The organism is Flavonifractor sp. An82 (assembly GCF_002159265.1).
Classification (GTDB): Bacteria; Bacillota; Clostridia; order Oscillospirales; family Oscillospiraceae; genus Flavonifractor.
Map to the genome: position 1 here is coordinate 57232 of NZ_NFHG01000008.1, position 12734 is coordinate 69965.

12 protein-coding genes are annotated in these 12734 nt (G+C 56.1%); all 12 read right to left on the reverse strand.

Annotation, left to right across the window (positions count from 1 at the left end):
* Nucleotides 1–7: 7 nt before the first annotated feature.
* The 12 genes from B5G34_RS09860 to B5G34_RS09915 all read right to left on the reverse strand — a co-directional run bounded on the left by B5G34_RS09860 (nt 8) and on the right by B5G34_RS09915 (nt 12510).
* On the reverse strand, nt 8–805 hold the full coding sequence (locus B5G34_RS09860; protein ID WP_204245939.1) for an ABC transporter ATP-binding protein: 798 nt from the start codon (nt 803–805) through the stop codon (nt 8–10).
* Nucleotides 798–1799 carry an iron ABC transporter permease gene (locus B5G34_RS09865; RefSeq protein ID WP_087336616.1) on the reverse strand — a complete coding sequence of 334 codons (1002 nt, stop codon included), beginning with the start codon at nt 1797–1799 and terminating at the stop codon, nt 798–800. The genes B5G34_RS09860 and B5G34_RS09865 overlap by 8 nt, the downstream gene beginning before the upstream one ends.
* Nucleotides 1800–1923: 124 nt before the next feature.
* Nucleotides 1924–3105, reverse strand: coding sequence for a xylulokinase (xylB, locus tag B5G34_RS09870; protein ID WP_087336619.1), 1182 nt, complete (start codon nt 3103–3105; stop codon nt 1924–1926).
* A 76-nt stretch (nt 3106–3181) separates the two neighbouring features.
* Nucleotides 3182–4270, reverse strand: coding sequence for a substrate-binding domain-containing protein (locus B5G34_RS09875; protein WP_162609461.1), 1089 nt, complete (start codon nt 4268–4270; stop codon nt 3182–3184).
* A 948-nt stretch (nt 4271–5218) separates the two neighbouring features.
* Nucleotides 5219–6490, reverse strand: coding sequence for a hypothetical protein (locus tag B5G34_RS09880; protein ID WP_087336625.1), 1272 nt, complete (start codon nt 6488–6490; stop codon nt 5219–5221).
* 106 nt (nt 6491–6596) lie between these two features.
* Nucleotides 6597–7352, reverse strand: coding sequence for a DnaB-like helicase C-terminal domain-containing protein (locus B5G34_RS09885; RefSeq protein WP_087336628.1), 756 nt, complete (start codon nt 7350–7352; stop codon nt 6597–6599).
* A 423-nt stretch (nt 7353–7775) separates the two neighbouring features.
* Complete coding sequence (locus B5G34_RS09890) at nt 7776–8933, reverse strand: tyrosine-type recombinase/integrase (protein WP_087336631.1); 1158 nt, start codon at nt 8931–8933, stop codon at nt 7776–7778.
* Between the two features lie 77 nt (nt 8934–9010).
* Nucleotides 9011–9211 (reverse strand): excisionase, encoded by a 201-nt coding sequence (locus B5G34_RS09895; RefSeq protein WP_087336634.1) that lies wholly within the window; start codon nt 9209–9211, stop codon nt 9011–9013.
* A gap of 10 nt (nt 9212–9221) precedes the next feature.
* Nucleotides 9222–10532, reverse strand: coding sequence for an FtsK/SpoIIIE domain-containing protein (locus tag B5G34_RS09900; RefSeq protein WP_087336637.1), 1311 nt, complete (start codon nt 10530–10532; stop codon nt 9222–9224).
* Entirely contained in the window at nt 10519–11481 is a 963-nt protein-coding gene (locus B5G34_RS09905) for a viral replication protein (protein WP_087336640.1), read from the reverse strand. The genes B5G34_RS09900 and B5G34_RS09905 overlap by 14 nt, the downstream gene beginning before the upstream one ends.
* 154 nt (nt 11482–11635) lie before the next feature.
* Nucleotides 11636–11953 carry a hypothetical protein gene (locus B5G34_RS09910; protein ID WP_087336642.1) on the reverse strand — a complete coding sequence of 106 codons (318 nt, stop codon included), beginning with the start codon at nt 11951–11953 and terminating at the stop codon, nt 11636–11638.
* Between the two features lie 179 nt (nt 11954–12132).
* The gene (locus B5G34_RS09915) at nt 12133–12510 is read right to left on the reverse strand and encodes a helix-turn-helix transcriptional regulator (protein ID WP_087336645.1); all 378 of its coding nucleotides are present in this window, start codon (nt 12508–12510) and stop codon (nt 12133–12135) included.
* Nucleotides 12511–12734: the final 224 nt, after the last annotated feature.

Here is a 12734-nt window from a genome sequence, read left to right on the forward strand (position 1 = left end):
CCACCTCCTATAGGATGCGGCGGGGTGCCACCCGCCGCAGGGTGGGTCCGCCCTCCAGAATGGCGGCCTCCACCCCATATACCCAGGCCAGGTTCTCCGGGGTCAGGGTCTCCCCCGGCGGCCCCCACCGGTACAGCCCGCCTGACCCCATCAGGGCGGCGGTCACCGGCAGGCCCATCTCCTCCAGATAAAAGGCGTGGTTGGGATCATGGGTGGCCATCAGCACGCCCACCCCCTGACCGGCGGTCAGCCGGACCATCTGCTCCAGAAAGAGCAGCTCGTTGCGCAGGTCCAGGTGGGCTGTGGGCTCGTCCAGCAGCAGCAGGGGCGCCTGCTGCACCATAGCCCGGGCCAGCAGCACCAGCTGCAGCTCCCCGCCGGACAGCTGCTGATAGGGAGCGTCCGCCTTGTCCGTCAGACCCATGGCATGTAAAACGTCCCGGCACAGCGCCTCATCCGCCTTTCCCGGCCCTCCAAAGGGGGAGAGATGGGCGGTGCGGCCCATGAGCACCACCTGGCTTACCGTATAGGGAAACACAGGCTGATGCCCCTGGGGCACCAGGGCCATGCGCCGGGCCAACTCCCGGCGGGAGAGACGGGTGCTGTCCTGGCCGTCCACCAGGACCCTTCCCGCCAAGGACCGCCGGAGGCCCAGTACCGTGTTGATTAGGGTGCTTTTGCCGCAGCCGTTGGGGCCCATGAGGCACACCACCTGTCCCCGGTCCACCGAGAGGGACAGATCCCGGAACACCGGCACTTCCTGATAGCCGCAGCTCAGTTCTTCCAGGCGCAGCAGCTCACTCACTCCAGCCACCTCCCCTGGTCTTTTTCAGCAGGTAGATGAAGAAGGGCGTGCCCACCAGAGCAGTGAGGATGCCGATGGGGATCTCTGCGGTGGTCAGGGTGCGGGCCAGAATGTCCATTACCACCAGGAAGGAAGCCCCTACCGACAGGCTGGCCCCCATCAGGCGGCGGTTGTCGCTGCCGAACAGCATCCGGCAGATGTGGGGCACCACCAGCCCCACCCAGCTGATGACCCCGCTGATGCACACCGCCGAGGCGGTGGCCAGGGTGGCGCCTCCCACCAGCAGCAGCCGGTACTTGCTCAGATCCAGGCCCAGAGCGGCGGCCTCCCGGTCCCCCATGGACAGCACGTTGATCTGCCACCGGCACAGCATCACCAGCAGAATCCCCACCCCCATGGGCAGGAAGGCCGCAAAGTGGTGGTAGTGAATATCCGCGAAGCTGCCCATAAACCAGAAGGTGATGGCGGGCAGCTGAGAATAGGGGTCGGCAATGTATTTCAGAATGGAGGTGAACGCGCTGAAAAAGGCGGAGATGATAACGCCGCCCAGGATGAGGGTGATCCCGGAACTTCCCCCGGCCACCCGCCCGGCCAGCACGCTGAGCACCACCGCCAGCATCGCAAAGGCAAAGGCGGTGGGGTAGATGGCGGTGCCGCCCCCCAGCGCCACGATGGCCAGAGCCGCGCCAAAGCCCGCCCCGTTGGACACCCCCAGCATACCCGCATCCACCAGGGGATTGCGGAAGGCCCCCTGATAGGCGGCGCCGCTTACCGACAGAGCGGCTCCCACCAGGGCGGCGGCCAGGGTACGGGGCAGCCGCAGCTGCCACACCACACTGACCTGGGCGGCTTCCGCCCGACCGGGGTGGAACAGGATGTCCAGCACATCGCCCGGACTCAGGTCGTACAGCCCGATAAAGAGACTGGCCCCCACGCACAGCAGGGGAAGCAGCACCAGGACCGCGCCTCTCAGCCAGCTTCCTCTTCCCGGCATCCTTCCACCCCCTCTGCCCTCTTGTTGCCATTGTTTTAATTATAGCATAGTGGCATAAAAACGCAACTGGCCCAAAATATGCAAAAAAGGCCGTGTACACGGCCTTTTTTGCATTTGGACGATTTTACAGCTGGTAAAGGGTCTCAAAGCTGCCTTTAAGGGCGGGATAGAGACTGGTATACAGTTGATAGAAGGGCTCATAGGCCGCGCTGTTCTCCCCCTGGGGTGCGCAGGACTGATCGGGGTGGACGATGGCGTCGCAGGCGGTGGGCACATCGGGGTACACCCCGGCGCACACACCTGCCAGGATGGCCGCGCCCAGAGCGGGCCCCTCCTGGGCCGCCTTGGCGGTCTGGACGGTGCAGCCCAGCACATCGGAGAGCATCTGCCGCCAGAAGGGGGAGCGTCCGCCGCCGCCGCAGGCCATGATATGGTCGGGGGCCACGCCCATCTCCCGCAAAATGTCCAGACACTGGCGCTGGGAGTAGGACACCCCCTCCAGCACCGCACGGATGAGATCCCCCCGACCATGCATGGCGGACAGGCCGATGAAGGCACCTCTGGCCTTCTCGTCCAGCAGCGGGGATCGCTCGCCCATCAGGTAGGGCAGATAGAGCAGCCGGTTGGCTCCAATGGGGGACTCCCCCGCCTCCCAGGTCATAATATCGTAGGGATCCACTCCCTCCGCCTCAGCCTGCCGCCGCTCCTCGGTGCAGAACTGGTTGCGGAACCACTGGAGGGACAGACCGGCGGCCAGGGTACAGCTCATCACCGTCCATGCTCCGGGTACGGCGGCGCAGAAGGTATGGACCCGTCCGCCGGGATCGATGCTCACCTGGTCGGCGTGGGCAAAGACCACGCCGGAGGTACCCAGGGTCACAAAGGCCCGGCCGGACCGCACCACACCGGTACCCACTGCCGCTGCGGCGTTGTCACCGGCGCCACCTGCCACCGGTGTACCGGGGGCCAGGCCGGTCTCGGCAGCGGCGGCCGCCGTCACCGTGCCGGTGAGGTCGGTGGACTCATACAGCTTGCCCAGCAGAGCCGGGTCGATGTCCAGCTTGTTCAGCACCTCCTGGGACCAGCAGCGGTGAGCCACGTCCAGCAGGTTCATGCCCGAGGCGTCGGACACCTCGGTGGCAAACTCTCCCGTCAGCTTGTAGCGCAGGTAGTCCTTGGGCAGCAGGATGCGGCGGCATTTTGCAAACAGCTCCGGCTCATGGCGGCGCACCCACAGGATCTTGCCGGCGGTAAAGCCGGTGAGGGCGGGGTTGGCGGTAATATCGGTCATCTGCAAAATTTTCATGGTCAGGCACCCTCTTTAAGGAACAGCGGTCCCCGTGGGCGGCACAGCGCCCGCGGGGACCGCCGCTCGGTCTCGTTTAGAAGCCCTCGTAATCGGCCACGTTGGTGGAGCCGACCACGTCGACGGTAATGGTATGATCCTTTTCCACGGTCTCGCCGTTCAGGTGGCTGATCATGTCATCCACGGCGGTCTGGATCATCTTGGGCGGATAGGTAACGGAGAACAGGTCGAAGTTGGCAACGATGTCGGGATAGGCGGTATTGGCGTGAGTGCCGGACAGCACTTCATACATCTCGCCCAGGCCGGAGGAAGAACCGATGGACTCGATGGACTCCAGGAAGGCGTCCTTCTTGGCCTGCTCGATCTCGGTGCCGCTCAGGGCCTCCAGGATGCCCATGCCGATCTCATCGTCGTGGGTGAAGATGTAGTGATACTCGCCCAGCTCCTCGACGGTCTTGCTGTTGATCCAGTCGATGAACAGCTGCTTGCCGGTGGAACGGCTCCAGCCGGTGGCGGCAGAGTACTCGATGGTGGCCAGCTGCTCCTCGGTCCAGCCGTTGGCAGCCAGAGTCTCGGTGAAGCCCTTGTTGCGCATCTCAGGCACGGAGGAGGTGTCGCCGATCATAACGTACAGCTTGTCGCCAGGCTGCAGGCCGTCGGCGATGAAGCGCTCAGCGGTAGCCTTGCCGATACCCTCGTTATCGCCCTTGACGTTGGCGGTAACCTTCTCCTGCACCACGGGGTTGTCGATGATGCGGTCCACCATGATGAAGGGGATGTCGGTAGCAGCGATGGAGGCCATGGAGGACTCCATGGTGTTGTCGTAAGGCAGGATCACGATGCCGGCGGGAGGAGTGGCGGCAGCCAGAAGGTCGTCGATCTGCTCCTGCTGGTTCTTGGCGTCGGTAGCGGCCTGGACCACTACATTGTAGGTGCCTTCGGCGTTGACCTCTTCAGCCTTCTGCTGAGCATAGGTCAGAACGGCTCCGGTCCAGCCGTGGTCGGCGTTGGGTACCAGGACATAGATGTCGCCGCCGGCAGCGGGCTCGCCGCCGGTCTGGGTCTCACCGCCGCCGCTGGGGCTCTCGGTGCTGCCACCGCCGCCACAGGCGACCAGGCTCAGGGACATGACGATCGCAAGGATAAGCGCAAGATACTTTTTCATGTTCATTGGTCCTCCTTGTCAATTTATTTTCCGCGGCTGCTGCCGCAAATAATCGGTTGATCTCGTCTTTACAGGTCCCTTGAGGCCGGCAGGCCAGGGCGAAACGGCGCTCAAAGCCGTCCGCGCTGATCTTGCCCATGCTGCCTCGTGGTGGAATAAGTCAAAGGGTCCCGCCGCCGGAGGTGATGACGCTGGGGAAAGGGTGTATGCCGAATGTGCCGGTAACGAGGGGATAACGGGAACAGGGCATACAGGTCACCTCCTTTCGCGGAAGTCGTGTCGGTGGGTAGGGACTGCCCCGGCGGCGGACCTCTGGAAAGCCATCTTCTAACAATAAACAGAAAAAGAGTACGGCTTTTCAAAAGCTGTACTCTTTCATACCTGCGGCGCGAGCGCCGCGCTCTTTCATTCAATTTTTCCGGGAAAAGGGCATACTACCCCCTTTCCCCCGTCATTTCACATCAGCATATTGCCGTGGCCTCGCGGGCAGCGCCCACACCGGCAACAGGGGACTTGGTTCACCTCACTCCGCAGATCACACGGAAACGCTGACGCCGCCCATCGTCCGCCGGGACAAGCGTTTCGCATTCGGTTTCATTCAAAAATCATCCTTGGGCCTATTTATATCATTACACTTGGAGTTGTCCCGCTGGCGCATAGGCAGGGGAGGCGTCCCCGCGCGCCTGCGGCTCCACTTCCACGGCAAAACGGTTTTCTGCCGTGGAGAAACTGACCTCACGCACAGCCCATACACTATTCCCGGTTGCACTTATGCGCCCATATCCATAACGCCGGGGCCGGACTGCCGTATGAAAGACTGTCCCTGCTTCCCGCTGGTCCTGCCGGTGATCCTCGGGCAGGGGCCGTCCGCAGCAGTCTTTTACACCGCCAGTATAGCCGTTTTTTACCGGGCCGTCAAGGGCCGAAAAACGCCCCCTCCGCATCAGACTATTGAGCCTTAGTAAATTGCGACAAGCATTGAGCCAAATCAGACCTTAGACTACTAATTTCTATCTCCGAATAGTCTCCCCAGGAGCAGACTAACGCGCCAAACTCCTCGGAATAAAAAAGCCCATCAGAAACCACAAAATCTAAAAAATCCTTTTTACCATTATCCCAAACATACTGCCGGGACGCTCGTCTCTTGAATTTATGTCCAGCATCAGTATAGCCCAGCCTGCGCAGACCTGCCGCAATATCTTCTATGGAGATTTCGTCAGTATCAGCCACTCTATAGAACCTGTTGTTGAAAATGGAATTGTGGTGCAAGGTTTCATATAACTCCGCCGGTCGTATAATCGTCACATTCGGCGCAGATTCGGACTGCCTTGCCGTGGCCTCCTCGTCATTCCACTTCCCGCTGAACAGATAAATCCGCTCGTAGCCGGATTCGCCGCTATAATGTTCGATGGAGATTTCCTCCTGATTCTTAACCTGACAACTGATGGGTTTCTGACGGGAGTCTCTTGCGTTGACAAATTGGAACTCATACTTCTGCTGGTTAGTCTTTCCGGAAGATGGGAGGAGCATATATCCCTTGTCTCCATGCCTCTCCCAGATATACAGAGCCACCAAGTCCTCCAACTGCCTATAATCCAGACACCGAACAAAGTTCTCACGAGTAAAGCGCAGCGGCGGTATCTTCAATTGCGGCACAGTTTCTCTGTCGTCATAGAGTTTCATCGTTAGCAGACGGAGCCTATATCCATCCATTCTCTGTATTGTGGGGTGACGCTTCTGGGAAAGCCGCCCTCGGATCTCTGACGGGATATCCTCCTCCGAGGCATATTCCTCCCACTGCTCCACTCGACAGCCCCAGGAGAGATTGATATACGGCTCCTGATCTTGCTGCACATAGATTGCTGGCTCAATCACCCTTCCGACATAATAATGGCCGTTCTTCAGGCGAGTCAACACATAGTCGCCCTTTTGTACCCTTTTATATTGTTTTAGGGCGTTTTCCATACCGGAATTTGGGCCATATCTTTCTTTGTAAATTTCTGCGCCATCCTGAATGGAAGTACCGTAGCTAAGTGGCTCATTTACAATATCCCAACCCATTCCGAAGATCTTGTGATCGATGCAGGACTGCTGGAAGGTATCAATCTTCTCATAATCACCCCGTTCTTCCGGGTCGAAGGGCATCAGATAGACGATCCAGCAGTTGACGGGGTCCCCTGGTGATCTGCGCATATCGAGAAATGGGATCTCTCTGTGCATGTCGTTTCCTCCTCATATCATTTGTACTATGTTAACTTTGACCTCTGCAAAGGTCGCTGATACGATTAAGATATTCGCCCTGCAGGGCTTTCCCGGGAGGCACGCATTACAGCAGTCGCGCATCATAGGGAAGAAATCGCCCCGTCATCTTATCCCATAAAAGGGACAGAACTGCGCAGCGGTCGATGCTGGGTCCAGCAGCAATCGTGGCTACCTGATACTGTGATGTGTCCCCCGTGTAGTATCCGTCTCTATGGAGCAGGAACACAGAGTCTACCACCCTCTTGATGCTCTCCCAGTGGGGGATATCCACAGAGATCGGATGATGGCCCCTCCTGTACTCTGATGCCCTTGTCAGGCGTGAGAGCAGCAGCACGGCCATATTTTGACTGCGGGCAAAGTCCCGCAGATCAGCACAGATTCGTGCCGCATCAAATATTGCCTGACCGCCGCGGGAAATCCGATACATTCCCTGCAAATCATCTACCACCACAAGGTCAATTCGCTGCCCCAATTCCATGACAGCTTGTTGCAGTTCTCGTCCATCCCCCACTCTGTCCTCCAAGGCGATGTTTTGTGGACATTGAAAGTCTGGTTTGACCCGAAGGATTTTCTCAACAATCTCTCCAACAGAGAGGACTGTCGTAAACCAGACCACATAGCCGCCGGAGTCAGCGATGTTTGCAGCAATTTGGGCCGCCAAAGTACTTCTTCCCATGCCAGGGCGTGATCCAAGGAGGGACACCGTCCCGCGTCGAAGCAAGGGGGCCATACTGTCTAATTCAAGGAAACCCGTATGGATGATAGGAAACCTATCTTTCAAATCCGCGTGTTTCCTAATTGCATGATCCATCCATTCCATAGTATATCACCTTGGTCGTTACTATCACAATCATTTTAGCAGTTCTATTATCCGATATCCAGTGTACCAAAAAACGGACTTAAAACGGGGTGATTAAAAGAACAGGCCGACACTCAAATCACCTATGAGCGTCGGCCTGTTGTTACCCTATCATGCGCTTTGTCTGTGGCGTAAGTCTGGCGTAAATCCGCTTTTCCTAACGCTGAAACCCAGTCGTTTCAAGGGCTTAGGGTGTTTATCAATACATGCCGCCCTCGGGGAATTACGGCTTTCTATACGAGATAAGTAGAGAAAAGAAGGGATATGTGTTATATTCTATAATTTCTTTCCGATATTCTCTACCATAGTCTACATATCTTACCTGCTGAAAATGGTAAGTTTTATGGTAAGCAGTCGGGTATTTTTTGCAGGAAGCAAAGACACTTATAGATTGGAGACTGCCTTGCCAAATGCCTCTTGAACCGCGTGAAAGTCAACATGCGTATAGACATCTAATGTCACGCTGACATTGGAGTGGCCCATAAGGTATTGCAGGCTTTTCACATCGATCCCGGCTCGCTGCATATTGGTACAGAAGGTATGGCGCAGCACATGGGGCGTTACACGCGGAAAGGATTTTCCATAGATCCGTTCCATCTTTTTCTGCATTCCCCGCATATAGTTTTCCAAGTGCATAGCAACCTTTGGCATCCCGGCTTTATCCAGGAAGAGAAAGCCGCTGTACCCATCCACCAGGAGTTCTACTGTTGGAGGCTGCCGGTTTGCCACAACACGCTTTAACGCCATGTAGACCACATCGCTCATGGGGATACACCGGACACCGCTGCTGGTCTTAGGCGATTTTACAAAGTAAGGCTTTTCTGCCGTCCGGCAGAGCTGGTGGTCAATAAAGATGAGCCGCTTTTTGAAGTCCACGTCTTTCTTGGTAAGGCCGTACAACTCACTAACCCGCAACCCGGTGCCCATCAGGATCACAATATCATCATAGTAATTATCCTGTCCATTCTCCTGAATAAAGCGAAGATAATTTTCCTGCTGTTGCTTGGTAAGTGCCGTTCTTTTCACCGCATCGTCCGGAATAATATCGGACACCTTGAATTTGAACGGATTTTTGCGAATCATGTCATCATCGACAGCCATCTCAAAGGTGGGCCGTAGCACACTATGGTAGATAGAGATTGTGTTGCGTTTGCTTCCGGTATCATGTAGGTCAATGTAGAAACGCTTGGCATCGGACAGCTTTACATTTCGCACCTTCATCTGCCCAAACTCAGATTCCTTGATCCGGTTAATGACGGTTCCATAGGCCCGCTTCGTATTATTTCCAATGTCTCGCTTCAGGCTCATATAGCGGTCTACCAAATCAGCTACTGAAATTTCACCGGCAGCATAGTCGATGCCATCGGCGAGGTCCCTTTGGATCGCGGCTTCCTTCTTCCGAAGATCTTCTAATGTCTTAGCGTAAATACATCGCACTTTTCCGTAACTATCTGTATAGCGATAATCATAGGTGCCATTTTTGCGTTGATTTTCACCTGTTTTCAGTACTCGGCCATTTCTATCTTTGCGCTTTCCCGCCACAATGCACACTCCTTTCCGGAAAAGCGCCCGATATGTATGATACAGTTATCATAGCATATCTGGGCGCTTTTTGCCATTCAAATGGAATATTCACTTTGGAGATATGCCTCAAATGGTTTCCGTTTTATCAGGCGACGATTTCCCACCCAAAGCACATATTTCTCGCACTCCTTGGTATCGGTCATCTGCCTCAGTTTGTTGATGCCAATGTTATAGTAGGCAGCGGCTTCCTCCAAAGTAAGATTGGCTTTCTGCCAAATAGGAATTTCATGCGCCACGGAAATCACCTCACAGTTGCTTTTCGTCCAGCAAGTAAGCCTGGAACACAGTACCATCCCCGGTGATGAAGCGGCCCCTTGCGTCCTTGGGTATCTGATCGGCGGCGCTGGTATTGTCCAGAATGATTTGAGAGAGTACATTGTCCGCCCTGCCGCATACCCGGAAATCCAGGTTGTTCTTGATCTGGCCGGGGAGAATGTTGGCGTCCGGGCGCTGGGTGGCGAGGATTAGGTGGATGCCAAAGGCCCGTCCCAGGCGGGATAGTGTCGCCAGCTTGTTTTCAATCTGGGCCAGCACTTCCTTACTTTCTTTGCTGCGGCCTGTTTTGTCCAGCATCTCTGCTACTTCGTCGCAGGCGAACACGATCCGAGAGAGACTTTCTCCTGTGACCTCGTTATAGGTATCCAGATCTTTACACCCGGTTTCCGCAAGCCGTCCCTTGCGGTATTCCAACACCGTCACAAGCTGACCCAGGGTATACAGCAAATCTTTCTCAGTGAAGCACATCCGGCATTTATTGTGCCAGGCTTCGGGAAAGTCCACGCCGCCCTTGAAATCGGCTATGTAGACCTCCGCCCCCTTGAGGAGCGACTGCATAAGCAGCAGCTTCAGCAGCACACTTTTTCCGCTGCCCGTAGAGCCGCCCAGCAGGATATGAGGGATATTTGCAAGGTTGACTGTCACCGCCCCTGTGAGGCTTTCTCCCAGCACCAGAACAAAACTTTCCGGGGACAGGTATTTGTCATTCCAGGGGAGCAGGGCCGGGAAATCACTTTTTGCCGGGACAGCATAGACACGAATGAGTTTTCGCCCCTCCGCCCAGGTCATTTTTGCTATGGTAATATCCAGGGCCGTTTCAATCCTGGCCCGTTTGTCCTCCCACTCGCCCAGCGGTATCCCACAGGGGTCAAACTCCCAGATCGTCAGCCGGGGATTATCCCTGTCCTGCCGTTTGGCTATGAGGGCGGGGGCCTCTCCTGCATGGTTGACAAGGCCAACTTTCTGCAAACCCTCCTTTGCCGCTTTGCTGCCCTGGGGCGTTCCCAGGAACGCCAGGAAAGCCAAGAGGCCACCCACAGCATAGAGGGGAATCAAAAGATTGATAGCCGCTTCCAGAACAGGGGAAAACATACCATAGGAATCCAGACTGAACAGGTATGCCCGAAACAGCCAAACCAGCGCAGCGCCCACCAGATAGGCTCCCAGCAGCACGCCCTTGTAAGGAGTATGCGTTACCACCTCAAGCCCCGTTTTCATGCGTTGGAGTAGGCGGCGGTTCTCCGTCCGCTTGTGAATCGTGTCTTTATCACTTCTTGTCATAGGGAAAGCCCCCTTTCTTGTGGATGATCGTGGAGCCGTCCGGGAGGTACTCCACCACAGTATGGATACGGCGGAGAAATGCCCGCCAGGTTTCCGGCCTCGCCTGCTGTTCCACCCAATATTGATTTTCCAGCGGCGAGTTAGATGTGATATATACTTTTGTGTAACAGGCCGTTTTGTCATTGTACCGGGCCGGGAGCGACAGGGGATAAATGTCCAGGTAGTTGAGCATATCTTCAATGGGAATTTGGCTGCTGAACTCCTCGAATACAAGCACATCCTGCCCGTGGTAGCCGTCAAAGGAAATGCCCCTTGTGGCCCGGTAGTTTGTCACCCGGTAAATGCTCCTGGGGTCATGGGTGCTGTAAATGCTCCGTGTCTTACCTGCTCCGCTGGATCCATAGAGATACGTTACTTCCAAAAGGCGGTTTTCCACGGCGTACTTTTCCGCCGTCAAGGTCTGCCGCAGCAGGTCAATATCACGGACACGAAAAGCCATGGCGGGATTATCGTCAATGATCTCCGTGGTGGTCAGGCCGTCCCGGATATTCTGGACGAGCCGGAACATCTCCGGGTGTTTCTCCGCCCGTTCCGGGGGCATCTCGCCCCATTCCTCAAATGTCCCAGGCACCGCAGTTTCCGCTTTGTCCGTATCCGCCCATCGGCCCTCCTTGCGGATGTAGGCCCGGTTTTCCTGCACCGTTCCGTATGCCTTTTCTATATGAGCGACGGGGAAGCGGTTTTTGATTGTGGTAAATCGTACCGGCGATGGAGCGTAGAAAAACAAGTGCGTGTGATATGTCCCCGTTGACGCTGTTTCGTCGGCCATGCAGTAATAGGCCGGGGAAAACCTCTGTAAGATTTCCTTGATGGCGCTATGGTCTAATCCGGCCTCTGATGGATTGTTGATTACAAGCGCCCATTTTCGGGATTGGCTGTTGCTGCCCATGTAAAGCCTCCCTTGTATTGCTACATGCTACAAGTTTCCCATAAGGGGTAATACTGACCCTTATGGGAGGGCGGCGCTGGCGCTGCCGCCGGGGGCCATTCCCTTGAGGGGACTGTCCTTATCCCGGCTGGCCTCTCCAGTGCCGCCCAGGTCATCAGGCTTTCGGATTCACCAGATGGATGCCCGCAGCCCTAGCTCCCACCTGGGGCTGGCCCTGGCTCCAATAGATGAATACCTCCAGGCCGTCAAAGCGCACTTCCACATAGCCGTCCGGGGTATCCATACGCTTTTCACCGTCAATGCGTACATTGATTTTGTCCAGACCCTTGTCCGGCAGGGCCACCGTATAGCGGTAGCCGAGGACGGTATCTGTCCGCCTGTTGTTCTGGTACTCATAGGCCGGGGACACCTCCACCAGCCACAGCTTGCTTCCCAGGCTCTTAGAGTCAATGATAAGGTCAGTGATTTTCATAGCAATTTCCTCCACTGTATTGTGGGCGGTGGCTGGCCTGCCCGCCGCCCTGGTGATAAGGTCACAAGTCCTTGTGTGGCCTTATCATACCGCGGAAAATCCCTTGAAAATTTCACTGGTGAAATTCAGACAAAAAAATTACCGCCGTCCCACTTGCTGCCTGGGACGGCGGTTTTCTGTCATTCTTCAAAATTGCTTCCCAATAAGGGAAGTCCCTGTTCGGCCAGTTCACAGTTTACCAGGAACACACACCCGTCACGCCGCTTTAACGCCTTGTCAATCTCGTACAGTTCGGGCCATGCGAGATACCGCAGGTTATCCCGTTCTGCCGTTGTCTTTCTAAGGCCAAGGGCTAACTGGTTAATGTCCTGTTCTGTCAGCCGTACTTTTCCACTCCGCAAAATCCGGCTCAATCTGGCCTCCGGCATACCGCTTGCGGTTGCCAGTTCCTTTTGTGTCATGCCGAGTTTTTGGAGGTCTGCCTGGATCTGCCTTGCCAGGGCAGATTGTTCGTTCCTTTTATAACCGGGGCTTTGCTTCGGCTTCCTGTAAGCCAAAGCGGTTTCCCCTGGTTATAAATTGCCTATGTGGGCCTATTGCCGGAGGTGGTCTGCTGATTGTGTGCGTTCAGCTTGCTATGGTGAAAGATAGAATGTGCCATAGCGGCCACCTCCTCCCGTGAAACGCTGTTGGTGAATAATTACATTATCCACCTCCGGCGCAAAGCCCGTTCACGAAAGAAATTCATGGGCGCAGTTTTGGACTGCGCTGGGTCGTTGTT

Excerpts from the sequence above, each read along its gene's own strand:
- B5G34_RS09865 (WP_087336616.1), bottom strand. The coding sequence starts at position 1,799 with ATGCCGGGAAGAGGAAGCTGGCTGAGAGGCGCGGTCCTGGTGCTGCTT.
- xylB (WP_087336619.1), bottom strand. The coding sequence starts at position 3,105 with ATGAAAATTTTGCAGATGACCGATATTACCGCCAACCCCGCCCTCACC.
- B5G34_RS09875 (WP_162609461.1), bottom strand. The coding sequence starts at position 4,270 with ATGAAAAAGTATCTTGCGCTTATCCTTGCGATCGTCATGTCCCTGAGC.
- B5G34_RS09880 (WP_087336625.1), bottom strand. The coding sequence starts at position 6,490 with ATGCACAGAGAGATCCCATTTCTCGATATGCGCAGATCACCAGGGGAC.
- B5G34_RS09885 (WP_087336628.1), bottom strand. The coding sequence starts at position 7,352 with ATGGAATGGATGGATCATGCAATTAGGAAACACGCGGATTTGAAAGAT.
- B5G34_RS09900 (WP_087336637.1), bottom strand. The coding sequence starts at position 10,532 with ATGACAAGAAGTGATAAAGACACGATTCACAAGCGGACGGAGAACCGC.
- B5G34_RS09905 (WP_087336640.1), bottom strand. The coding sequence starts at position 11,481 with ATGGGCAGCAACAGCCAATCCCGAAAATGGGCGCTTGTAATCAACAAT.
- B5G34_RS09910 (WP_087336642.1), bottom strand. The coding sequence starts at position 11,953 with ATGAAAATCACTGACCTTATCATTGACTCTAAGAGCCTGGGAAGCAAG.